This is a genomic window from Streptomyces fractus, assembly GCF_049844455.1.
Taxonomy (GTDB): Bacteria; Actinomycetota; Actinomycetes; order Streptomycetales; family Streptomycetaceae; genus Streptomyces; species Streptomyces fractus.
Map to the genome: position 1 here is coordinate 6,158,254 of NZ_JBMYHI010000002.1, position 22,447 is coordinate 6,180,700.

At 72.4% G+C, this 22,447-nt stretch carries 16 protein-coding genes; 7 read left to right on the forward strand and 9 right to left on the reverse strand.

What is annotated here, in order from left to right:
* The first annotated feature begins 237 nt into the window (after positions 1-237).
* Both ppdK and ACP4E5_RS29810 read left to right on the forward strand, forming a co-directional pair.
* Positions 238-2,955 (forward strand): pyruvate, phosphate dikinase, encoded by a 2,718-nt coding sequence (gene ppdK, locus ACP4E5_RS29805; protein WP_425833978.1) that lies wholly within the window; start codon positions 238-240, stop codon positions 2,953-2,955.
* 173 nt (positions 2,956-3,128) lie between these two features.
* Complete coding sequence (locus tag ACP4E5_RS29810) at positions 3,129-4,055, forward strand: oxidoreductase (protein ID WP_425833980.1); 927 nt, start codon at positions 3,129-3,131, stop codon at positions 4,053-4,055.
* Between the two features lie 64 nt (positions 4,056-4,119).
* On the opposite strand, the gene ACP4E5_RS29815 is transcribed toward ACP4E5_RS29810, so the two are convergent.
* The 4 genes from ACP4E5_RS29815 to ACP4E5_RS29830 form a co-directional block, all read right to left on the reverse strand.
* Complete coding sequence (locus ACP4E5_RS29815; protein ID WP_425833982.1) at positions 4,120-5,406, reverse strand: LPXTG cell wall anchor domain-containing protein; 1,287 nt, start codon at positions 5,404-5,406, stop codon at positions 4,120-4,122.
* A gap of 212 nt (positions 5,407-5,618) precedes the next feature.
* Positions 5,619-5,963 carry a nitrite reductase small subunit NirD gene (gene nirD, locus ACP4E5_RS29820; RefSeq protein WP_425833984.1) on the reverse strand — a complete coding sequence of 115 codons (345 nt, stop codon included), beginning with the start codon at positions 5,961-5,963 and terminating at the stop codon, positions 5,619-5,621.
* Positions 5,960-8,500, reverse strand: coding sequence for a nitrite reductase large subunit NirB (gene nirB, locus ACP4E5_RS29825; protein ID WP_425833986.1), 2,541 nt, complete (start codon positions 8,498-8,500; stop codon positions 5,960-5,962). Before nirB ends, nirD begins: the two co-directional genes overlap by 4 nt.
* 1 nt (position 8,501) lies before the next feature.
* Positions 8,502-9,752, reverse strand: a complete 1,251-nt coding sequence (locus ACP4E5_RS29830; protein ID WP_425833988.1) for an NAD(P)/FAD-dependent oxidoreductase — start codon at positions 9,750-9,752, stop codon at positions 8,502-8,504.
* 214 nt (positions 9,753-9,966) lie between these two features.
* Here ACP4E5_RS29830 and ACP4E5_RS29835 point away from each other — a divergent pair, with 214 nt between their 5' ends.
* From ACP4E5_RS29835 to ACP4E5_RS29845, 3 genes are read left to right on the forward strand one after another with little or no spacing between them, the layout of a single operon-like run.
* Positions 9,967-11,421 carry a ferredoxin reductase family protein gene (locus ACP4E5_RS29835; RefSeq protein WP_425833990.1) on the forward strand — a complete coding sequence of 485 codons (1,455 nt, stop codon included), beginning with the start codon at positions 9,967-9,969 and terminating at the stop codon, positions 11,419-11,421.
* A 28-nt stretch (positions 11,422-11,449) separates the two neighbouring features.
* Positions 11,450-11,686: a hypothetical protein gene (locus ACP4E5_RS29840; RefSeq protein WP_425833992.1), complete on the forward strand. Its 237-nt coding sequence runs from the start codon at positions 11,450-11,452 to the stop codon at positions 11,684-11,686.
* Positions 11,687-11,696: 10 nt separating this feature from the next.
* Positions 11,697-12,479 carry a sulfite exporter TauE/SafE family protein gene (locus tag ACP4E5_RS29845; protein WP_425833994.1) on the forward strand — a complete coding sequence of 261 codons (783 nt, stop codon included), beginning with the start codon at positions 11,697-11,699 and terminating at the stop codon, positions 12,477-12,479.
* Positions 12,480-12,496: 17 nt separating this feature from the next.
* Here ACP4E5_RS29845 and ACP4E5_RS29850 read toward each other — a convergent pair whose 3' ends face one another.
* The 5 genes from ACP4E5_RS29850 to ACP4E5_RS29870 form a co-directional block, all read right to left on the reverse strand.
* On the reverse strand, positions 12,497-13,159 hold the full coding sequence (locus ACP4E5_RS29850) for a class F sortase (RefSeq protein WP_425833996.1): 663 nt from the start codon (positions 13,157-13,159) through the stop codon (positions 12,497-12,499).
* Positions 13,160-13,236: 77 nt separating this feature from the next.
* Entirely contained in the window at positions 13,237-13,788 is a 552-nt protein-coding gene (locus ACP4E5_RS29855) for a hypothetical protein (RefSeq protein WP_425833998.1), read from the reverse strand.
* 228 nt (positions 13,789-14,016) lie between these two features.
* Positions 14,017-15,612 carry a M4 family metallopeptidase gene (locus ACP4E5_RS29860; RefSeq protein ID WP_425834000.1) on the reverse strand — a complete coding sequence of 532 codons (1,596 nt, stop codon included), beginning with the start codon at positions 15,610-15,612 and terminating at the stop codon, positions 14,017-14,019.
* A gap of 735 nt (positions 15,613-16,347) precedes the next feature.
* Positions 16,348-18,474: a molybdopterin oxidoreductase family protein gene (locus ACP4E5_RS29865; RefSeq protein WP_425834002.1), complete on the reverse strand. Its 2,127-nt coding sequence runs from the start codon at positions 18,472-18,474 to the stop codon at positions 16,348-16,350.
* Positions 18,475-18,554: 80 nt separating this feature from the next.
* Positions 18,555-19,244 (reverse strand): SanA/YdcF family protein, encoded by a 690-nt coding sequence (locus tag ACP4E5_RS29870; protein ID WP_425834004.1) that lies wholly within the window; start codon positions 19,242-19,244, stop codon positions 18,555-18,557.
* 792 nt (positions 19,245-20,036) lie between these two features.
* On the opposite strand from ACP4E5_RS29870, the gene ACP4E5_RS29875 reads away from it, so the two are divergent.
* Together ACP4E5_RS29875 and ACP4E5_RS29880 are read left to right on the forward strand one after the other, a co-directional pair.
* Positions 20,037-20,924: a sirohydrochlorin chelatase gene (locus ACP4E5_RS29875; RefSeq protein ID WP_425834006.1), complete on the forward strand. Its 888-nt coding sequence runs from the start codon at positions 20,037-20,039 to the stop codon at positions 20,922-20,924.
* 159 nt (positions 20,925-21,083) lie between these two features.
* Entirely contained in the window at positions 21,084-22,415 is a 1,332-nt protein-coding gene (locus ACP4E5_RS29880) for a deoxyguanosinetriphosphate triphosphohydrolase (protein ID WP_425834008.1), read from the forward strand.
* Positions 22,416-22,447: the final 32 nt, after the last annotated feature.

Below are 22,447 nucleotides of genomic sequence, written 5' to 3' on the forward strand. Positions count from 1 at the left end.
GAACGCACAAACGAGCAGAGTGCGCTCATGTGAGCAATAGGTGGGGTCTACGGGGGTAGCGTCTTCAAGTAATGAACGTGAGGGTGAAGGGAGTGCCTCCCGCCCAGCGCTTTCGATCTCCTGGCGGACGGGTGGTTACGCCCGTATGACAGCTGAGTGGACGTACCCACAGGCCTTGGATCTGGGTATGTTCCTCGCCGTCAGGGCAGCCACCCGAGCCTCGAGGAGTCGAGACCCGTGTCGGAAAACAAAGATCCTCAGGTAGCGAAGTTCGTTTACGACTTCACCGAGGGGAACAAGAACCTCAAGGACCTTCTCGGCGGCAAGGGCGCGAACCTCGCCGAGATGACCAACCTGGGCCTTCCCGTCCCTCCGGGCTTCACGATCACCACCGAGGCCTGCAAGGTCTACCTCGACAGCGGCGAGGAGCCGGTGGCACTCCGTGACGAGGTCTCCGCGCACCTCGACGCGCTCGAGAAGAAGATGGGGAAGAAGCTCGGCCAGGCCGACAACCCCCTTCTGGTGTCGGTCCGTTCGGGCGCGAAGTTCTCCATGCCCGGCATGATGGACACCGTCCTCAACATCGGTCTCTCCGACAAGTCGGTGCAGGGCCTCGCCAAGCAGGCCGGCGACGACCGCTTCGCCTGGGACTCGTACCGCCGCCTCATCCAGATGTTCGGCAAGACCGTCCTGGACGTCGACGGCGAGCTCTTCGAGGACGCGCTGGAGAAGGCCAAGGCGGCGAAGAAGGTCGCGGTCGACACCGACCTCGACGCCGCCGACCTCAAGAAGCTCGTCACGCGCTTCAAGAAGATCGTCAAGACCGAGGCCGGGCGCGACTTCCCGCAGGACCCGCGCGAGCAGATGGACCTCGCCATAAACGCGGTCTTCGACTCGTGGAACACCGACCGCGCCAAGCTGTACCGCCGCCAGGAGCGCATCCCCGGCGACCTCGGCACCGCGGTGAACGTGTGCTCGATGGTCTTCGGCAACCTCGGCGCGGACTCCGGCACGGGCGTCGCGTTCACCCGCGACCCGGCCAGCGGCCACCAGGGCGTCTACGGCGACTACTTGCAGAACGCGCAGGGCGAGGACGTCGTCGCGGGCATCCGCAACACCGTGCCGCTCGCCGAGCTGGAGCAGATCGACAAGAAGTCGTACGACCAGCTCATGCAGATCATGGAGACCCTGGAGAACCACTACAAGGATCTCTGCGACATCGAATTCACCATCGAGCGCGGCCAGTTGTGGATGCTCCAGACCCGCGTCGGCAAGCGCACCGCCGGTGCCGCGTTCCGTATCGCGACGCAGCTCGTCGACCAGGGCCTGATCGACGAGGCCGAGGCCCTCCAGCGGGTCAGCGGCGCGCAGCTCGCGCAGCTGATGTTCCCGCGCTTCGACGACGAGGCGAAGGTCGAGCTGCTCGGCCGCGGCATCGCCGCCTCTCCGGGCGCGGCCGTCGGCAAGGCGGTCTTCGACTCGTACACCGCCATCAAGTGGTCGCGCTCCGGCGAGAAGGTCATCCTGATCCGCCGCGAGACCAACCCCGACGACCTCGACGGCATGATCGCCTGCGAGGGCATCCTGACCTCGCGCGGCGGCAAGACCTCGCACGCGGCCGTCGTCGCCCGCGGCATGGGCAAGACCTGTGTCTGCGGCGCCGAGGAGCTGGAGGTCGACACCAAGCGCCGCCGGATGACCATCGGCGACACCGTCGTCGAGGAGGGCGACGTCGTCTCCATCGACGGCTCCACCGGCAAGGTCTACCTCGGCGAGGTGCCCGTCGTGCCCTCCCCGGTCGTCGAGTACTTCGAGGGCCGCATGCACGCCGGCGCCGACGACGCCGACGAACTCGTCGGCGCCGTGCACCGGATCATGGCCTACGCGGACCGAGTACGCCGCCTGCGCGTACGCGCCAACGCCGACAACGCCGAGGACGCGCTGCGCGCCCGCCGCTTCGGCGCGCAGGGCATCGGCCTGTGCCGCACCGAGCACATGTTCCTCGGCGACCGGCGCGAGCTGGTCGAGAAGCTGATCCTCGCCGACACGGACGGCGAGCGCGAGGAGTCCCTGAAGCTGCTCCTTCCGCTCCAGAAGCAGGACTTCGTCGAGCTGTTCGAGGCGATGGACGGGCTCCCCGTCACCGTCCGTCTGCTCGACCCGCCGCTGCACGAGTTCCTGCCCGACATCACCGAGCTGTCGGTGCGCGTCGCGCTCGCCGAGTCCCGCAAGGACAACAACGAGAACGACCTGCGCCTCCTCCAGGCCGTGCACCGGCTGCACGAGCAGAACCCGATGCTGGGCCTGCGCGGCGTCCGTCTCGGCCTCGTCATCCCCGGCCTGTTCACCATGCAGGTACGGGCCATCGCCGAGGCCGCCGCCGAGCGCAAGAACGCCAAGGGCGACCCGCGCGCCGAGATCATGATCCCGCTCGTCGGCACCGTCCAGGAGCTGGAGATCGTCCGCGAGGAGGCCGACCAGGTCATCGCGGAGGTCGAGGAGCAGACCGGCGTCAAGCTGAAGCTCGCCATCGGCACCATGATCGAGCTGCCCCGCGCCGCCCTCACGGCCGGACAGATCGCCGAGGCCGCCCAGTTCTTCTCCTTCGGCACCAACGACCTCACGCAGACGGTCTGGGGCTTCAGCCGCGACGACGTGGAGGCGAGCTTCTTCACGGCGTACCTGGAGAAGGGCATCTTCGGCGTCAGCCCGTTCGAGACGATCGACAAGGACGGCGTCGGCTCGCTCGTGAAGTCCGCCGTCGAGGCCGGCCGTGCCACGCGGCCCGACCTCAAGCTCGGCGTCTGCGGCGAGCACGGCGGCGACCCCGAGTCGGTCCACTTCTTCCACGAGGTCGGGCTCGACTACGTCTCCTGCTCCCCGTTCCGCATCCCCGTCGCCCGCCTGGAGGCCGGCCGCGCGGCCAGCACCTCCGTGGGCAGCGACCACCGCTGACCGGGGACGAACAACTCCGGGGCCGTCGCGAGTCCCCGACCCTCACCGATTCGCGGCGGCTCCGGTATCCACAAAAGGGCGGCACCCCTGTGCGGGGGGTGCCGCCCTTTCCCCGCGTGCGTACCCTTCGGTAACCCCCTCAGACGACGTCCCCCCGAAGGAGAGCCGACCCCATGAGCGGCTGGAGCGCGACCGACATCCCCGACCAGCACGGCCGTACGGCGGTGGTCACCGGAGCCAACACCGGCATCGGCTACGTCACCGCACGCGAACTGGCGCGCGCCGGCGCCCACGTGGTCCTGGCCTGCCGCAGCGAGCCGAGGGGCACCGCGGCCCTGGACCGCCTGACGTCCGAGGTCCCCGGAGCACAGGCCGAGTTCGCGCCGCTCGACCTCGGCGACCTCGCCTCGGTGCGGGCCTTCGCCGAGGACCGCCAGGACCGCCCGCTCGACCTCCTGGTCAACAACGCGGGCGTGATGGCCCTCCCGTACGGCCGCACCGCCGACGGCTTCGAGACCCAGTTCGGCGTCAACCACCTGGGGCACTTCGCGCTGACCGGGCTGCTGCTGCCGGGCCTGCTCGCGGCGCCCGCGCCCCGCGTCGTCTCCGTCTCCAGCGCGCTGCACGCCATGGCCAACATCGACATCGCCGACCTCAACAGCGAGAAGAAGTACGGGCGTTGGATCGCCTACGGGCGGTCCAAGACGGCCAACCTGCTGTTCGTGCACGAGCTGGCGCGGCAGGCGCGGGCGGCGGACGTGCCCCTCGTGGCGGCGGCGGCGCACCCCGGCTACGCGGCGACGGAGTTGCAGGCGCGCAGCGCGCAGATGGAGGGCCGCAAGGGCATGGAGCGGTTCTTCGAGATCGGGAACCGGTTCTTCGGGCAGCCCGCCGAGGACGGGGCGCTGCCGACCCTGCGCGCGGCCACGGCCCCGGATGTGCGCCCCGACGACTTCTACGGCCCGCGCGTGGCGATGTGGCGCGGCGCCCCCACCACGTCGTGGCGGGCGTCGTGGACGGTCAACGACGCGGCGGGGGAGCGCCTGTGGGCCGCCTCGGAGCAGCTGACGGGCGTGGACTTCAAGGCGCTGAGCCGGTAAGGACGCCGGACCGGCACCCCCTCCAGCAGGGGTGCCGGTCCGACGTCGGTCCCGGGTGACGCGATCAGCTGTTGGCGTCGGCCTTGCGGCGGCGCACCACGTACACCGCGCCGGCGCCGAGCACGACGGCCGCGCCGCCCGCCAGGCCGATCGTCGGCAGGGCGGAGGAGGAGCCGGTGTGGGCGAGCGAACCGTCGGTGTCGGTGGAGCCGTTGTCCGAACCGGAGCTCGCGACCGGGGAGGCGCTGCCCTGCGGCTCGGGCTTGTTGGGCGTGGCCGGGGTGCCGGAGTTGCCGGCGCCGACCGGGTTGATCGCGAACTCGTATACGGCGAGGTCGCTCGCGCCGCAGCTCTCGTCCCGGTTGAAGTACTCGCCCACGGCGATGCTGGCTCCGTACCCGGCCGGTGTCGAGCGGTCGATCGTCAGACGCAGCGGCAGGTCGACATGCGCGCCCGCCTTCACGTTGGTGAAGTCGCCCGCGTAGCTGTCCTGGTCGACGGTCTTCCAGGTGCCGCCCTGCTTGGACTTCAGGTGCAGCTTGCTGGAGAGGTCCTTCACGCCGGTCTTGTCGACCGCGGCCACGGCCACGAACGGCAGCACCTCGTCGAGGGTCCGCTTGGTGTTGTTGGTCAGGCGCAGCTGGAAGTCGACGGTGGAGCCGGCGGCGATCTTGGACGGGAGGCCGGGCAGGGTGGCCTTGAGGGCGGAGTCCGTCGCGCACTCGGGATCCGTCGGCTCGCCGGGGGTGCCGGGCTCACCGGGCTCCTCGTCCTTCGCGTCGGCGAGCGCCTTCTCGGCGGCCTTCTTCGCGGCGAGCGCGGTCTGCACGTCCTCATCGGCCTGGTGGATCTTCTTGAGGATGGCGACCCGGGCGTCGTCGAGGGCCGTCTGCGCCGTGTCGAGCTTGGCGTCGGCGTCCGTCTTGGCGGTGGCCGCGGTCTCCGCGGCGGCCGTGGCCGTGTCCAGTTCCTTCTGGGCGGTCGCCTTCTCGTCGTCGGTGGTGGCGGCGTCGAGCTTCGCCTGCGCGTCGGTGACGGCCTTGTCTGCGGCTGCCTTGGCGGCCGTTGCCTCGTCGGCGGCCGTCTTCGCCTTGTCGCGGTCGGCCCTGGGCGGATACGTCGCAAGCTCCGTATCGTCCATCTCCTGCTGGAGCGCCTTCCAGGTGGCGACAGCCGCTCTGTACGTCTGCCGCGCCTCCTTCACCGCTTTCCTCAACTCGGATATGGAAGGCCGCTTCTCGGTCTGCACGCTGGACTGGGTCCCGGCGTACGCCGGAGAGACGGACAGCAGCACGACCGGAGCGGTCACGGCGGCGACTGCGGCTGTCGCGAGAATCTGACGGATCTGCACGGGACGCCCTCTGTTCGGGTCGGAGTATGGCGCGTGTAAGCGCTGAGGTCCGAGATCCTAGGGCGGTTCGAGGGCGCCCGTGCGGGGCTTTCTGTCCTGGTGTAAGTGGCGTTCTGCGCCTACTGGGGGTGAAATCAGGACGGATCGTGAAAGTTGCTCTCTATCCCTGCGTTTTCTCTGTGACTGATGTCACAGTCGATGCGGCGCCGTTCTCAACTCACCGCGTACGTCCGGACGGTGACCTCGTCGTCGTCCAGGCACCGCCCCGTCTCCAGGTCGAACCGCTGCTTCAGCAGGGGCGAGGCGACGAACGGCCGCCCCTGCGCCGAGCCCAGCAGTCCCCGCGAGAGCACGGACGCCCCGGTGAACGGGTCGGTGTTGTCGATCGCGTACATGCGGCCCGCGCGGTCCTTGAAGACCGCGGCCTGTCGGCCGTCCGGCAGCAGGACGGCGACCCCGCGCCCCGCGCTCAGGCGGGACGGCTCGCACACGGCCAACAGCTCGCCGTCCACGTCGAGTTGCACGAGGGTGGTCGTCAGTTCAGGAGCGATGGTCATCGGACAGCCAGTCCTTCCAGGGGGATCAGCGGCAGCTCGGGCTTGATCTGGTCGCGCTCGGGCATGAAGCGGACCGTCGGGTCCGGGGTGTCGGGGGCGTTGACGAAGGACACGAAGCGGGAGAGGCGCTCGGGGTCGTCGATGGTCTCGGCCCACTCGTCGCGGTAGTGCGCGACGTGCGCCCGCATCAGGGCCTCCAGCTCGTCGCAGATGCCGAGCGAGTCGTGCACGACGACGTCCCGTACGTGGTCGAGACCGCCGTCGATCCGCTCCAGCCAGGTCGCCGTGCGCTCCAGGCGGTCGGCGGTGCGGACGTAGAACATCAGGAAACGGTCGATGAGCCGGATCAGTTCGGCGTCGCTCAAGTCCTGGGCGAGGAGGTCGGCGTGACGGGGTGTCATGCCGCCGTTGCCGCCCACGTACAGGTTCCAGCCGTTCGCGGTGGCGATGACGCCGAAGTCCTTCGACTGGGCCTCCGCGCACTCGCGGGCGCACCCGGAGACCGCCGACTTCAGCTTGTGCGGCGCCCGCAGGCCCCGGTAGCGCAGCTCCAGGTCGATCGCCATCCGCACCGAGTCCTGCACCCCGTAGCGGCACCAGGTCTGCCCCACGCACGACTTCACGGTCCGCAGCGCCTTGCCGTACGCGTGCCCGGACTCGAAGCCGGCGTCCACCAACCGGGCCCAGATCAGGGGCAGTTGCTCGACCCGCGCGCCGAACATGTCGATGCGCTGGCCGCCCGTGATCTTCGTGTAGAGGCCGAAGTCCCGCGCGACCTCCCCGATCACGATGAGCTTCTCGGGCGTGATCTCACCGCCGGGGATCCGGGGCACGACCGAGTACGAGCCGTTCTTCTGGAGGTTGGCGAGGAAGTGGTCGTTGGTGTCCTGGAGGGCGGCCTGCTCGCCGTCGAGGACATAGCCGTCCGCGCCGATCGACGGGGCGAGCGAGGCGATGATCGAGCCGACGGCCGGCTTGCAGATCTCGCAGCCCTCGCCGCCGCGCGCGCCCTCCCGGCCGTGCTCGTCGAGGAGCCGCGCGTACGTCGTGATCCGCTTGACGCGCACGATCTCGTACAGCTCCTCGCGGGTGTGCTTGAAGCAGCCGCACAGCCCGCCGTCACCGGACTTCGGCAGCAGCTGCCCGATGAGCTTGACGCAACTCCCGCAGCCCGTACCGGCCTTGGTGCACTTCTTCACCTCGGGCAGTGAGGTGTGCTCGCAGATCGCGCCCTTGGTGACGTTGTGGCAGGAGCAGACGACGGCGTCGTCGGGCAGCGCCTCCGGGCCGAGCTGGGCGGGCGCGCCCGCGCCCGCCGGGAGGACCAGCTGCTCGGGGGCGATCGGCGGCACGGTCCCGGTGAGCGCGCGCAGCGTCCCGTACGCCTCCGCGTCGCCGACGAGGATGCCGCCGAGCAGCTCGCCCTCGCCGCCGATCACGAGCTTCTTGTACGTGCCCGAGCGCGAGTCCGAGTAGACGACGTCGAGGCAGCCGTCGGTGGCGCCGTGCGCGTCGCCGAACGAGGCGACGTCGACGCCGAGCAGCTTCAGCTTGGTGGAGAGGTCGGCGCCGGTGAAGGACGCGTCCTCGTCGGCGATGGTGTCGGCGGCCGTGAGCGCCATCTCGTAGCCGGGGGCGACGAGCCCGTACACCCGCCCGTCGGAGGCGAGCGCGCACTCGCCGATCGCGAAGACGTCCGGGTCGCTGGTGCGGCACCGCTCGTCGACGGTGATGCCGCCGCGCTCGCCGACCGTGAGGCCCATGTCGCGGGCGAGCTGGTCGCGGGGGCGGACACCGGCGGAGAAGACGACGAGGTCGGTGGCGAGTTCGCTGCCGTCCGACAGCTTCATGCCGCGCACCGCGCCGGTCGCGTCGTCCGTGACGATCTCCTGGGTGCCGACGCCCGTGTGCACGTCCAGCCCCATGTCCGAGATGGTCCGCAGCAGGGCCGCGCCGCCGCCCTCGTCGACCTGCACCGGCATCAGGCGCGGCGCGAACTCGACGATGTGCGTGGAGAGGCCGAGACCCTGGAGCGCGCCCGCGGCCTCGAGCCCGAGCAGGCCGCCGCCGACCACGGCGCCGACCGTCGCGTTGTTCTTCGCGTACTCCTCGATCGCGTACAGGTCGTCGATGGTCCGGTACACGAAGCAGCCGGTCGCGTCCTTGCCGGGCACCGGCGGGACGAACGGGTACGAGCCGGTGGCAAGCACGAGCGTGTCGTAGGGGACCTTCAGCCCTGAGCGGGCGTGCACGACGCGGGCCTCGCGGTCGACGACCACGGCGGGATCGCCGACGTACAGCTCGATGCCGTGCTTCTCGATGAACTCCGGGTCCGTCATGGACAGTTCCTCGGGGGTGGTGCCCGAGAAGTACGAGGTGAGGTGCACGCGGTCGTAGGCGGGGCGCGGCTCCTCGCACAGGACGACCACGCGGTGCGACTCCGTGAGCCCGCGCTCGGCGGCGGCCTCCAGGAAACGCTGGCCGACCATGCCGTGGCCGATGAGGACGATCGTGGGCAGAGCCTTTTCGGTCGGCATGTCAGAGGCCTCCGTCGTGGGTGAGCAGGTGCAGCAGAGGCGCGCCGACAGCGTCGTCGGCGGGCAGTGATTCGTTCGACTCCCAGGCGTGCGCGAGCGCGCCGACCGTGGCCAGTTCCCCGACAAGCACCCCGCCGACGAGACGGTCGCCGCGCACGACGACCTTCCGGTACGTGCCGCGGGTGGCGTCGGCGAGCTGCACGACGTCGTCGCCGGGCAGCGCCTCGGTCTCGCCGAACGCGGCGAGGTCCAGCGGCCCGGCCTCGTGCGGGAGGGTGAGCCGGGTCAGGGTGCGGGTGCCGGTGTACGCGGCGGTGGCCCCGGTCAGCAGGTCCGCGAGCGCGTCGGCCTGTTCCAGGGCCGGGGTCGCGAGGCCGTAGACGGTGTCGGCGTGCTGGGCGCAGTCGCCGACCGCGTGGATGCGGGGGTCGCTGGTGCGCAGCTCGTCGTCGACGACGATCCCCTTGCGGACGTCGAGCCCCGCGGCCTGCGCGAGACCGGTACGCGGGCGGACCCCGCAGGCGAGGACGGTGACGTCGGTGCCGAGCACGTACCCGTCGTGCAGCTCGACGCGCCGCACGTGTCCGTCGACGACGCCGACGCCGCGCACCCGGCACTCGGTGTGGATCTCCACCCCGAGCGCGGTGAGGTGGCGGCGGACGAGCTCGGAGGAGCGCGGGTCGAGCTGGCGCTCCATCAGCCGCTCGGACTGCTGGGTGAGGACCACCCGCGCGCCGCGCCGGGCGAGCGCGCGGGCCGCGGAGACGCCGAGGAGGCCGCCGCCGATGACGACGGCGCGGGTGCCATCGGTGACGGCCCCGGCCAGCGCCAGGCAGTCGTCCATCGTGCGGAACGCGTGGACGCCGCCGGGCAGTTCGGTGGCCTCCGGCGCGAACAGGCCGCGCAGCGGCGGCAGTACAGGGTTCGAGCCGGTGGCGAGGACGAGGCTGTCGTATCCGATCTCGTCCCCGTTCTCGCACTGCACGAGCCGCCGCTCGCGATCGATCCGGACGGCGCGGGTGCGCAAGTGCGGGCCGGTGGCGCGGGGCAGCTCGATGACCTCGGGCGGGTACGTCCCGGCCAGCACCTCGGCGAGCAGCACGCGGTTGTACGGGGCGTGCGGCTCTTCGCCGATCAGCACGGCGCGCTCGCCCAGACGGTGCGCGACGCGGATGCCGGCGAGGCCGGTGCCGATGACGACGACGCGGCCGGGGCCGGTCGTGGCGTCGTCGTGCTCGTACGGTGCGGTCATGTATCGCAGCGTGCGGCGCGGGTGTTTCTGCCTGGCGTCCCGTCCGTTTCCTGAGGGGAACGCTGCGCTCAGCGGGACCGGTGGGCGGGTGTGAGGGGCCGGAAGGGGCGGCGCCGCCTCCGGCTTAACCCGTGTTCAGTCCGCCCTCAAGGGCGCCTTAAGGATCGGCCGTACGGCGCTGACCAGCCAGAACCCGGGCTCCGTCGAGCCTAGTGTGCCGGTCGTGACCACCAAGGCCGTCGACCCCGAACTCGCCCGCTACCCCGCCCTGTCGTCCTACCGCAGGCAGACCGAGCCGCCGCGCGAGGCCCCGCCGATCCCCCCGCGCCCCCGCCGGGCACCCCGCGTGCGCCCCGCCGCGCCCGTACGGCTCACCCCGTACCAGCTGCGGGCCGGGATCCGTGCGGGCGCGATGCTCGTGACCGCCCTGTGGCTGGCGCAGGTCCGCCCGTCGGCACGGATCGACGCCCTGTTCACGACCGGCGCCCATCTGACCGGCCTGCTCGCCGGGTACGGGATCCTGGTCATGCTCTTCCTCATGGCCCGGGTGCCCGCCGTCGAGCACGGCATCGGCGCCGACCGGCTCGCCCGCCACCACGCGCGCGGCGGCCGCCACATCCTCACCCTCTGCGCCGCCCACGTCGTGCTCGCCCTGTGCGGCTACGCAGCGCACACCGGAACCGACCTGGTCACCACGGTCACCGAGCTGCTCGGCTACCCGGGGCTCGCCGCCGCGGCCGCCGGCACCGCGCTGTTCGCCGCGGTCGGCGTCAGCAGCGCCCGCGCCGTCCGCCGCCGCGTCGGACACGGCACGTGGCGCGGGCTGCACCTGCTGACCTACGTCGCGGCGGCGCTGGCCTTCGCCCACCAGCTGTCCGGCCCCGACATCGCGTCCGGCCCGGTGGGCCTCGGCCTGTGGTCGCTGCTGCACGCCACCGTCGCGGTGCTGCTCGTCTGGTACCGGCTCGTCGTGCCGGTGCGGCAGGCGTTCCGGCACGGCCTGCGGATCGTCGAGGTACGACAGGAGGGACCCGGCGTCGCCTCCGTCCTGATGCGCGGCACCGACCTCGGCCGGCTGGACGCGCAGCCGGGCCAGTTCTTCCGCTGGCGGTTCCTGACCCGGCGGCTGTGGCACACGGCGCTGCCGTTCTCCCTGTCGGCGCCGGTCGACGGCGACCACGTCCGGATCACCGTGAAGGCCGTCGGCGACCACACGCGCCGGGTGCGCAGGCTGCGGCCGGGCGTGCGGGTGGTCGCGACCGGCCCGTTCGGCGCGCTCACCGCGCACCGCCGTACCCGGCGCAAGGTGCTGTTGCTCGCCGGGGGAGTGGGCATCACGCCGCTGCGGGCGCTGTTCGAGACGCTTCCCGGCGAACCGGGGGACATCACACTCCTCTACCGCGCGAGCAACGCCGAACAGCTCGTCCTGCGCGAGGAGTTGGAGGCCATAGCCCGCAGCCGCGGGGCGGCCCTGCACTATCTCCTCGGCCCCTCCGGCGCGGCTTTCGACTCCCTGGCCCCGCAGGCCCTGCGCGACCTCGTGCCCGAACTCGCCGACCACGACGTCTACTTGTGCGGCCCGCCCGGCATGACGGAGACGGCGACGGCGGCACTGGCCAGGGCCGGCGTCCCCGAGACCCGCATCCACGCCGAGTCCTTCACGTACTGACCAGCTCTGGAGAAGAAGGGACATCCCCATGGGCCGCCACACCAGACCCACCCGCACCGCCCACGCCCCCACGATCCAGGCCCGCCGCAGGCTCACCGCGGGCCTCGCCTCGGCCAGCGCCCTGGTCGCGGCGTGCCTCGCGCTCACCGTCGACCCGGCGGCGCCCCCGGCCCCCGACCGGGCCGTCCCGCACACCGGGACGGAACCCTCGGATCAACCTCAGCGTTCCGGGGGGCCCTGGGCCGTGCAGGCCGCGGATCCGTAGAGTCCTGATCATGCCTGACATATCCCTGACCACCGTCGTCGTGCTCTGCGTCGCCGCGCTCGCGGCGGGCTGGGTCGACGCGGTGGTGGGCGGCGGCGGACTGCTCCTGCTCCCGGCCCTTCTCCTCGGTCTGCCCAACTCCGCCGCGGCGGGCCACGCGCTCGGCACCAACAAGGCCGTCGCCATCGTCGGCACCACCGGCGCCGCCGTCACCTACGCCCGCAAGGCCCCCGTCGACGTACGGCTCGCCGTCCGCATCGGTACGGCGGCGCTCGTCGGGTCGACCGGCGGGGCGCTGCTCGCGACGGGGATGAGCACGGAGGTCCTCAAACCGGTCGTGATGGTGGTGCTCGTGGCGGTGGGCGCGTTCGTGATCTTCCGCCCGTCGTTCGGCACGGCGCCCGCGGCGGTCCCCGCCTCGCCCCGCCGGATCCTCGCGGCCATCGGCTTCGCGGGCCTCGGCATCGGCTTCTACGACGGCCTGATCGGCCCGGGCACCGGCACCTTCCTGGTCCTGGCCCTGACCGCGATCCTCCACCTCGACCTGGTCACCGCCTCCGCCACCGCGAAGATCGTCAACTGCTGCACGAACGCGGGTGCGTTGGCGATGTTCGCCTGGAAGGGCCAGGTGTACTGGCAGCTCGCGGGGCTGATGGCGGTGTTCAACCTGGTGGGCGGCATGGTGGGCGCGCACACCGCGCTGAAGCGGGGCGCCGGGTTCGTACGGGTGGTGCTGCTGACGGTGGTGTGCGCCCTGGTGGTGAAGATGGCGTACGAGCAGTGGGTGGCTTAGCGCCTGTCCGGCCGCCGCTACCGGCTTCCCGTCAGGTGCGCGAACACGACCACGTTCCCCTGGTAGCCCGTCCGGCGCGAGTACGGCCCGCCGCAGGTGATCACCCGGAGTTCGGGGCGGCGGGCCGCGCCGTACACCCTCGCGTCGGGGAAGTGCTTCGCGTCGTACACCTCGACCGCGTCCACCGTGAACACCGCGGCCGAACCGTCCCGCCGCTCCACCTCGATCGTGCGGCCGCGCTTCAGCGAACCCAGGGCGTAGAAGACGGCAGGGCCGCGGGCGTTGTCGACGTGGCCAGCGACCACCGCCGTGCCCGTCTCGCCGGGTTTGGTGCCCGCCTCGTACCAGCCCGCGAGGTTCTTCCTGTCGGCCGGAGGCACGTCGAGGCTGCCGGAGCGGGTCAGGTCGAGGCCCATCAGCGGGGCGTCGACCCTGATCGACGGGATGCGGACGCGGTCCGGCGGCGACGGGGCCAGAGGAGCGGCGGCCGGTGGTTCGCGGCCGGTGTCGACGCGGGCCTGCGCGGCGGACGGCTGGGGCGGCGGCTGCCCCTCCGCCCCGCTGGCCAGGAGCCAGGCGCCGGCGGCGAGGGCCAGGGCGGTGACCGCTCCGGTGGCGGCGTTGACACGGTTCGCGGCGCGCGGGCGGGTGCGCGTGCCGGTGCGCTCGGGCTTGCGCATGGGGGCTGGGGTTCCTCGCAGTTCTTCACGGGCCGGTTTCTTCGCGGGGCGGCCCGTGAAGACGGGCCGAACCGGGCTCAGATGCGGTCGCCGCGCGCCCTGCGGTGCAGCAGCCAGGTGCCGCCCGCGGCGGCCAGCGCCAGCGCCGCCACGCCCGCGGTGGTCCGCGTGGGTTCGGGGCCGAGCGCGCCGCCGACGCCCGTGTTCACGTGGCCCTTGGGCAGCTGGGCCACGGAGGTGCCGGAGCCGGGCACGGAGACGATGAGATCGCCCGTCACCTCGGGGCCGCCCGCGCACCTCGCGACGATCTCGTACGTTCCCGGCTGCGCGGACACCGGGATCCGGAAGTGCCCGGTGGCGTTCGGCCCGGTCGCGGCGCCCGTGTCCGGAGCCAGCGTGAAGGTGCCCGCGCCGACCGCGCTGGCGTCACCGGCCGCCGTGCCGCTGCCGCCGCACGCGGTGGTGTCCACCGTGACCCGGTCGCCCGGCGTCGCCGTCGCCGGGTAGACCTCAAGGCCGCCCTGCGCGGCGGACGCGGGGGCGCCGGCGGCGAGCACCGCCGTGGCGGCCGCGGTGGTGAGGAACGCCGCCGCGGTCAGCGGTCGGGCCATGCCCCTGCGCACGCGCATCGTCCAAGCTCCTTCGCGGGCGACGGGCGCGCCCTGCCAAGGACGACGTAAGTGCCAGTCGTGCCTGTCCGCCTCCTGATGTGACGTCAGGACCCCTGCCCCGGCCGCGTTCCTGACGCCCCGACGGGTACGTTCCAGCAGGTCACCGGGGTGTCTGCGGGAAAGTACCCGAAGCGGGCGTGGAGGCGTGCGACCGGGTGACAGGGGTGGCGTGCGGGTGATGCCCGGTCAGTTCACCGCCACCGCCGACCAGGTGGCGGCCACGGCGGCGTACTCCTTGCTGCCCGACCCGTAGAGATCCTTGGCCGCCTTGAGCGTCGCGGTGCGCGCGCCCTTGTAGTTCGTCGACGACGTCATGTAGACGGTCAGCGCGCGGTACCAGATCTTGCCGAGCTTGTCCTTGCCGATGCCGGTGAGCTTGGATTTGTCGCACGTCGGGCTGTCGTTCCGGACGCCGCCGATGGTCTTCGGGCCGCTGCCCTCCGCGAGCAGATACGCGAAGTGGTTGGCGACGCCGGACGAGTAGTGCACGTCGAGACCGGCGACCTTCGAGTTCCAGCAGTCCGCCGACTTCCCGTCCCTGCTCGGTTTGTCCATGTAGCGCAGCGCGGTCGCCTTCGCCCCGGGCCTGACGATCTTCTCGCCGATCAGCCAGTCGCCGGGGTCGGCGGCGTTGTGCGCGTGGAACTCGACGAGCGTTCCGAAGATGTCGGAGGTGGCCTCGTTGAGCCCGCCGGACTCGCCGGAGTAGGTGAGGGCCGCGGTGGACGAGGTGACGCCGTGGGTCATCTCGTGGCCCGTGACGTCGAGGGCGACCAGCGGGCCGAACGTCTTGCCGTCGCCGTCCCCGTACGTCATGCAGAAGCAGTTGTCGTCCCAGAAGGCGTTGTTGTAGTCCTTGCCGTAGTGGACGCGGTTGTACGAGCCCTTGCCGTCGTCGGCTATGCCGATCCGGCCGTGCATGTCCTTGTAGTAGTCCCACGTCTGGTCCGTGCCGTACTGGGCGTCCACGGCGGCCGTGCTGCGGTCCGCGGCCTTTCCGGTGCCCCAGTGGTTGTCGGCGTCCGTGTAGACCTTGGCGGGGGCGCGCTCCAGGCAGATGCCGAGGACGCACGTGTCGGTCTTGTTGCCGGCGTCGCCGGTGTAGGTGTTGCCGCGCGTGGAGTCGTTCAGCTGGTAGCCGCCGGAGGAGGCGCGGGTGGTCGTGAGCGGGACGGTGCCGGAGTAGAGGGACTTGCCGTCGCCCGTGGCCGTGCTCGCGGCGCCCGTCGGCGTCGCGGTCTCCAGGCTGTCCCAGGAGTCGATCCCAGCGCCGGTGGTGGCGTCCGTGAGGACCGTACGGGCCATGGGGTTGCCGAGCGAGTCCTTCGCGGCGGCCGTGGTCTGCCAGGCCAGCTTGGGGCTGCCGTGCAGCGCGTCCACGACGAGCCGGGGCTTGGCCACGAGACTGTGGAGCGCCCTGCCGGGGTTGGCGTCCCGCAGGAGCGTCGTGGCGAGGTCCGCGGCCTTGGGGGCGGAGAGGCGGGGCGTGGTGGTGGGGACGGAGACGCTGCCGGAGACGGCGCGGTCGGTGCCCTCGTAGGTGCCGTCCGCGGCCTCGTGGACGACGAAGTCCCCTCCCAGGACCGGTAGTTGATCGAATGTGCGGTCGTAGCGGACGTGCCGGGCCCCGTCGGGGTCGGTGATCACGTCGCGTACGGAGGTGGCCACGGCGGAGGCGGGGCCCGCGGTCGCGGCGGGGGCGAGGGCGAGGGTGGCGGCGAGGAGGGTGGCCAGGGTGGTGATGCCGGTGGTGAGGCGGGATGTGGTCCGTATGGGTCTCATCAAGCGGCTCCGTGGGGACGGTGAGATGAGCGGGGGACGAGCGGGGGACTGCCTTTTCCTGACGCTGATTCAGTTTTAGGGGGCCATGACAAATGGAGTCCAGGGGTCCGCAGTGTCGGACCTGTGAAGGAGCGGGTGGTGGGGCGGAGGTGGCGGCGGGGGGGGCGTGTTGGGCGGGTCCGCGGGGGACGGCTTGGCGGGGCCTGAACGGGAGGTCTTGAGCGGGGTGCGTCGGGGTGGCGGGGATCGGCGCTGGGGGCTCCGTGGGTGGCCGGCCCTCGTCTCTCGGCCCAGCTCCTCTGCCTGGCCCATCTCCCACCCGCCCGCCCCCTCCGGGGGCGTAGGCCCGTCGGGGCGCCGCTCCTGCCTCCGGCTAGGTGTGGCTTGGGTCTACGGGGTGCCGCCGGGCCCGGGGCAACCTGCCGCGCAGGCGCACGGGTGGCCGCCACCCGCCTTGGGCAATCTGCCGCGCAGGCGCACGGGTGGCTGCCACCCGCCTTGGGCAATCTGCCGCCTTGGGCGGCAGGGTGGGCAAGGCGGCCCCCGGTGCGGCGTGCTGGTGACGAGGGGTCCGGCCCCGGACGAGTTGGCGGCCCCCCGGTGCCGCGCATCGAGGATCAGGGCTCGGCGCCGGCCGGCATGGCGGGCCCCCGGTGTGGCGCGCCGGCTATGCGGGCCCGGCCCCGGCTGACACACCGGGCCCCCGGTGCCGCGCACAGCCCAAGACGGCCCAGGTCACCCCACCCGTTCCACCCGAACCGCACACACCTTGAACTCCGGCATCCGCGACGTCGGGTCGAGGGCCGGATTGGTCAACGTGTTGGCCCGCCCCGCCCCCGGCCAGTGGAACGGCATGAAGAGCGTGTCGGGACGGATCGTGGAGGTGAGGCGGGCCGGCGCCTCGACCCGGCCACGGCGCGACGTCACCACGACCGCGTCGCCCTGCGCGATCCCGAGCCGCCCCGCCAGCCGCGGATGCAGCTCCACGAACGCCCCGGGAGCCGCCTCGTTGAGCTCCGGCACGCGCCGCGTCTGCGCCCCGGACTGATACTGGGCCACGACCCGCCCCGTCGTCAGATACAGCGGATACTCCGCGTCCGGCTCCTCCGCCGCGGCCCGATGCGCCACCGGCACGAACCGCGCCCGCCCGTCCTCCGTGGCGAACCGTTCGAGGAAGAGCCGCGGCGTCCCGGAACCACCGGCGTCCACGCCCACGCCCACGCCCGCGTCAGCGTCCGCGTCGTCGTCGGAGGGGCACGGCCAGAAGACACCGTCCCCCTCGGCCAACCTGTCGTAGCTGATGCCGGAGTAGTCCGCGGGCCCGCCCGCCGACGCCCGCCGCAACTCGTCGAACACCTCCCGCGCATCCGTCGGAAACCCCTTCTCCAGGTCGGGCGCGAGCCGGGCCGCGAGCCCCTGGAGGACGTCCAGATCGGTCCTGACCCCCGCCGGAGGCGCCAGCGCGCGCCGCCGCAACAGCACCCGCCCCTCCAGGTTCGTCACCGTGCCGGTCTCCTCGGCCCACTGCGTCACCGGCAGTACCACGTCGGCGAGTTCGGCCGTCTCGGAGAGGACGACATCGGCGACGGCCAGGAAGTCCAGCGAGCGGATCCGGGACTCGACGTGCGCCGCCCGCGGAGCGGAGACCACCGGATTCGAGCCCATCAGCAGCAGCGCCCGGATGTCACCGCCCAGCGCGTCGAGCAACTCGTACGCCGACCGGCCGGGACCGGGCAGCGCATCCGGTTCCACACCCCAGACCTCCGCCACGTGCGCCCGGGCCGCCGGATCCGTGAGCTTTCGGTAGCCGGGCAACTGGTCGGCCTTCTGGCCGTGTTCACGGCCGCCCTGCCCGTTGCCCTGACCGGTCAGACACCCGTAACCGGAGAAGGGCCGGCCCGGCCGGCCCGTCGCGAGCGCCAGGTTGATCCACGCGCCCACCGTGTCCGTGCCCTTGGACTGCTGCTCGGGCCCGCGGGCGGTGAGGACCATCGCCCGCTCGGCCGCCGTGAACATGCCGACCGCCTCGCGCAGTTGGGGCACCGGCACGCCCGTGATCCGCTCCACGTGCTCCGGCCAGTGCGCCATCACCGCCGACCGGGCCTCCGGCCAGCCCCGCGTACGGTCGCGTACGTACTCCTCGTCGACCCGGCCCTCCGCCACCACCAGGTGCAGCATCCCGAGCGCGAGCGCCAGGTCCGTGCCGGGGCGGGGCGCCAGGTGCAGGTCGGCCTGGTCCGCGGTGCGCGTACGGCGCGGGTCGATCACGATCAACGTGCCGCCGTTGGCCTTGAGTTCGGAGAGGTAGCGCAGGGCCGGCGGCATGGTCTCGGCGAGGTTCGAGCCGACCAGGATCACGCACCCGGTACGCGGAATGTCCTCCAGCGGGAACGGCAGACCCCGGTCCAGGCCGAAGGCCTTCTGCCCGGCCGCCGCGGCCGACGACATGCAGAACCGGCCGTTGTAGTCGATCTGCGACGTGCCGAGCACGATGCGGGCGAACTTGCCGAGCGCGTACGCCTTCTCGTTCGTCAGGCCGCCCCCGCCGAACACGCCGCACGCGTCAGGCCCGTGCCCGGCACGCGCGCGTGCAAGACCGTTCGCGACCCTGTCAAGGGCCTCCTCCCAGGTGGCGGGCGTGAGCCGGCCGGTGGCGGGGCTACGGACCAGCGGCTCCGTGAGCCGCACCCGGGAGGAGAGCACGGAGGCGGCGCTCTGCCCCTTGCCGCACAGCGCGCCCTGGTTGACCGGGAAGTCCGCGCGGCCCTCGACCGTGGGACCCTCCGTACCAGCCAGAACGTTCATGCCGCACTGCAACGCGCAGTAAGGGCAGTGGGTGGGCGTCGCCGTGGTGTTGAGCATGTCCCTGAGCGTGCGCCGGGTGTGTTGCCGGTCGGCGCGCCTGGAGGTTACGTAGCCGGTACGGGCACCTCCCGGCCGTCCTACGGACGGCGTGAGGTCGTCGCGTCCAGGGCCTCGCGCACGCCCTTCTCCTCGGGCCCCAGGAAGCGCGGATCCGGCCGCAGCACCACGTCGAGCGCCGCCTTCCCCGCGGCGAGCGTCTCCCGCGCCCCGCCCGCGTACCAGGTCACGTCGTGCGGCTCGGCGACCCCGATCCCGTACGAGGTGACGCCGGCCGCCTCGCACAGCGCCACCGCGCGCCGCGCGTGGAAGTCCTGGGTGACCAGGACGGCCCGGTCGACGCCGAAGATCCTCTTCGCGCGCACGCAGGAGTCCCAGGTGTCGAAGCCCGCGTAGTCGCTGACGACGGCCCGGGACGGCACCCCGTGGCGGGTCAGGTACGCGCGCATGGCGTCCGGTTCGTCGTACTCCTCGCGGCTGTTGTCGCCCGTGACGAGGAGGACGCGGACCGTTCCCGCGCGGTACAGCTCGGCCGCGGCGTCGAGCCGGTGCGCCAGGTACGGGGAGGGCTCCCCGTCCCACAGGCCCGCCCCGAACACCACGGCCACGTCGGCGCGCGGTGCGTCCGCCACCGTCCGCATCCGGTCCCCGGTCGACACGAACAACCAGGCCGCCGGCAGCAACGCCACCACGCAGGCCACCATCACCACCTGCACGGTCCTGCGCTGCGCCCTCCGGGTACGCGGCAGTCGTGGACGTGACAGACGCATTCGGAACCCCCGGAGCAGACACGTGACTCGGCACTGACAAAAGACGCCCGACACCCCGCCACGGTTCTCGGTCCCGACCACGCCCCCGACCGCGCACACCGCTAACGCTCCCGGCCAGGCTCACGGCCGCGCCCACCGCTCACGCCCATCGCCACGCCCACGACCGCGCCCATCGCTCACGCTCCCGGCCACGCTCACGGCCGCGCACGCCGCTCACGCTCCCGGCCACGCCCCCGGCCAGGCTCACGGCCGCTCACCGTCACGCATACCGCCGACGCTCCCCGCCAGGCTCACGGCTGCGCACGCCGCTCACTCTCACCGCCAGACACAACCCGCTCCCTGCCAGGCACACCGCCCATGCTCACGGTCGCGCTCACCGCCACACACATGGCCGCGCATACCGCCCGCGCTCCCCGCCAGGCACATCGTTCACGCTCACTGCCACGCACACGGCCGCGCATACCGCTTACGCTCCCGGCCGTTCACCGTCACGCATACCGCCGATGCCCCCCGCCAGGCTCACCGCCCACGCTCACGGCCGCGCGCATCGCTCACTCTCACCATCACGCGCACACGGCGGCTCACCGTCACGCATACCGCTCAAGCTCACGCCGCGCACGCCGCTCACTCTCACCGTCACGCACACACCCGCTCCCCGCCACACCCACCAACGCACACCGCTCCCCGCCCACCGCCATGCTCACCGACTCGTGGCCCGGCAGGTGAACTACCGGCAACCACCCGTCACCACGACGCAACAGCCCGGCAACCCCGGCCCGGCACGATCTGTCCATGACGGACGAGTCGTACGGCCCCATGGACCAGCACGGCACGACGCACCTCGACCACACGGCAAGCGCGGCGGGACTTCTCACCATGATCAGCAATCAGCTCGGCAGCAGGCTCAGCCACGTGTCCCCGCTGCGCGGGTACCGGTCGCCGCCCGCCCTTGTGCTCGTGGCGCACGGCAGCCGCGACCCGCGGGCCCTGGCCACCGTCTCCGAACTCGCCGAGCGGATACGCGAGCGACGCCCCGGCCTCACCGTTCGCCTCGGCCACATCGAACTCAACGAGCCGCTGCTGAGCGACACCCTCGCCGAACTGCCCGCCGGGCGGGCCGTCCTCGTGCCGCTGCTCCTCTCCCGCGGTCATCACGTCAAGCAGGACATACCGCGGGCCGCCGACGACGCCGCACACCTGCGCACCCGCGTCGCCGACCCGCTCGGCCCGCACCCGCTGCTCGTCGATGCCCTCCACGACCGGCTCGTCGAGGCAGGCCGGCCCGAGTGGTCCACCGACCGGGACCGCCGCCGCAGCGGAGTCGTCCTCGCCGCCGCCGGCTCCCGCGATCCGCACTCCGCGGACGACGTCCGCCGCACGGCCACGCTCCTCGCCCACCGCCTCGGCGTCCCCGTCGTCCCCGGATACGCGTCCGCCGCCACCCCCGACGTCGCCACGGCCGTCCGGTCCCTCGTCGCCCGCGGCCGCGACCGGATCGCCGTCGCCTCCTACTTCACCGCCCCCGGCCGCTTCGCCACGGAGGCCGCCGCGGCCGCGCCCGGCATCGCCGCCGCCCCGCTCGGCACCCACCCGGCCCTGGCCCGCCTCGTCCTGCACCGCTACGACCGGACCCCGGCCACGACCCCGTACGCCACGGTGGCGCGTACCGCATCCGTCTGACCCGTCGCAGCTCCCGGTTGTCAGCGGGTGCCCTTGCGACCTGGGGAGCAATAGGGCGCGGCGTCGCGACGCCCGGCACGGCCGCTCGCGGCGTTGGCCGCACCGGACGCCGCTCCTCATCCCGCGCCCTATTGCTCCCCAGGTCGCTACTGTCAGTCCATGGAAGGCAGCGACACATACGACGAGGTGGCGGTCGAGCGCTGGGCGCCCGAGCCCGACAAGCGCCCGGGGCGCACGGCGTTCCAGCGCGACCGGGCCAGGGTGCTGCACTCGTCGGCGCTGCGCCGCCTCGCGGGCAAGACCCAGGTCGTCACGCCGGGCACAAGAAGTCACCACTGGGACGCCAGCCCGCGCACACGGCTCACGCACTCCCTCGAATGCGCCCAGGTGGGACGGGAGTTGGGCGCCGCGCTCGGCTGCGACCCCGACCTCGTCGAGACGGCCTGCCTCTCGCACGACCTGGGCCACCCGCCCTTCGGGCACAACGGCGAGCAGGCGCTCAACGAGGTGGCGGAGGACTGCGGCGGCTTCGAGGGGAACGCCCAGTCGCTGCGCCTGCTCACCCGCATCGAGCCCAAGCGCTTCGCGCGCAGCGCGAGTTCCGGCGAGCTGATCAGCGTAGGGCTGAACCTGACGCGTGCCGCGCTGGACGCCGCGACGAAGTACCCGTGGCCCCGCGGCGAGCACCCCAGTGACCCCGAGTCACTGAAATTCGGGGTCTACGACGACGACCGGCCGGTCTTCGACTGGATCAGGAAACCGGCGCCCGGCCGCCGCACCTGCTTCGAGGCGCAGGTCATGGACTGGTCGGACGACGTGGCGTACTCCGTGCACGACCTCGAAGACGGCCTGCACGCGGGCCACTTGGATCCGAACGTGCTGCACGCCGAGCCCGAGCGCGCCGACGTCTTCGCGGTCGCCATCGGACGCTACGTACCCGAGGGCACGGATCCCGCCGAGCTCTCCGCCGCCCTCGACCGCCTCCTCGACCAGGAGTGGTGGCCGCACGGCTACGACGGGACGGCGGTCGCCCAGGCCCGGCTCAAGGACGCGACCAGCCAGCTGATCGGGCGTTTCTGCCTGGCCGCCGAGGGCGCGACACGCGCGAGACACGGCACGGGCCCACTGACCCGCTACGCGGCGGAGCTGGTGGTGCCGCGCGCCGCCCGGTACGAGTGCGCGGTGCTCAAGGCGGTCGCCGACCGGTATGTGATGCAGCGCCCCCAGCAGGAGCGGCTCCGGGCCGACCAGCGCATCGTGGTCGCCGAGTTGGCGCAGGCACTGACTTCCCGCGCGCCCGACGGACTCGACCCGCAGTTCCGCGCCCTGTTCGACACCGCGCCCGACGACCGCGCGAAGAAGCGGGTGATCGTCGACCAGATCGCCTCGCTGACCGACGCCTCGGCCCGTTCCCTTCACGCGCGGCTTACCGTCGGCGGGCATCATCGGGAAGGCGGAGCGACCACTGGGCGTGACGAAAAGATGCCCTGATCGGGCCACGCCCCCTTCCCGCATTACGCTGC

Excerpts from the sequence above, each read along its gene's own strand:
- ACP4E5_RS29810 (WP_425833980.1), top strand. The coding sequence starts at position 3,129 with ATGAGCGGCTGGAGCGCGACCGACATCCCCGACCAGCACGGCCGTACG.
- nirD (WP_425833984.1), bottom strand. The coding sequence starts at position 5,963 with ATGACCATCGCTCCTGAACTGACGACCACCCTCGTGCAACTCGACGTG.
- nirB (WP_425833986.1), bottom strand. The coding sequence starts at position 8,500 with ATGCCGACCGAAAAGGCTCTGCCCACGATCGTCCTCATCGGCCACGGC.
- ACP4E5_RS29830 (WP_425833988.1), bottom strand. The coding sequence starts at position 9,752 with ATGACCGCACCGTACGAGCACGACGACGCCACGACCGGCCCCGGCCGC.
- ACP4E5_RS29840 (WP_425833992.1), top strand. The coding sequence starts at position 11,450 with ATGGGCCGCCACACCAGACCCACCCGCACCGCCCACGCCCCCACGATC.
- ACP4E5_RS29845 (WP_425833994.1), top strand. The coding sequence starts at position 11,697 with ATGCCTGACATATCCCTGACCACCGTCGTCGTGCTCTGCGTCGCCGCG.
- ACP4E5_RS29850 (WP_425833996.1), bottom strand. The coding sequence starts at position 13,159 with ATGCGCAAGCCCGAGCGCACCGGCACGCGCACCCGCCCGCGCGCCGCG.
- ACP4E5_RS29855 (WP_425833998.1), bottom strand. The coding sequence starts at position 13,788 with ATGCGCGTGCGCAGGGGCATGGCCCGACCGCTGACCGCGGCGGCGTTC.
- ACP4E5_RS29860 (WP_425834000.1), bottom strand. The coding sequence starts at position 15,612 with ATGAGACCCATACGGACCACATCCCGCCTCACCACCGGCATCACCACC.
- ACP4E5_RS29865 (WP_425834002.1), bottom strand. The coding sequence starts at position 18,474 with ATGCTCAACACCACGGCGACGCCCACCCACTGCCCTTACTGCGCGTTG.
- ACP4E5_RS29870 (WP_425834004.1), bottom strand. The coding sequence starts at position 19,244 with ATGCGTCTGTCACGTCCACGACTGCCGCGTACCCGGAGGGCGCAGCGC.
- ACP4E5_RS29875 (WP_425834006.1), top strand. The coding sequence starts at position 20,037 with ATGACGGACGAGTCGTACGGCCCCATGGACCAGCACGGCACGACGCAC.
- ACP4E5_RS29880 (WP_425834008.1), top strand. The coding sequence starts at position 21,084 with ATGGAAGGCAGCGACACATACGACGAGGTGGCGGTCGAGCGCTGGGCG.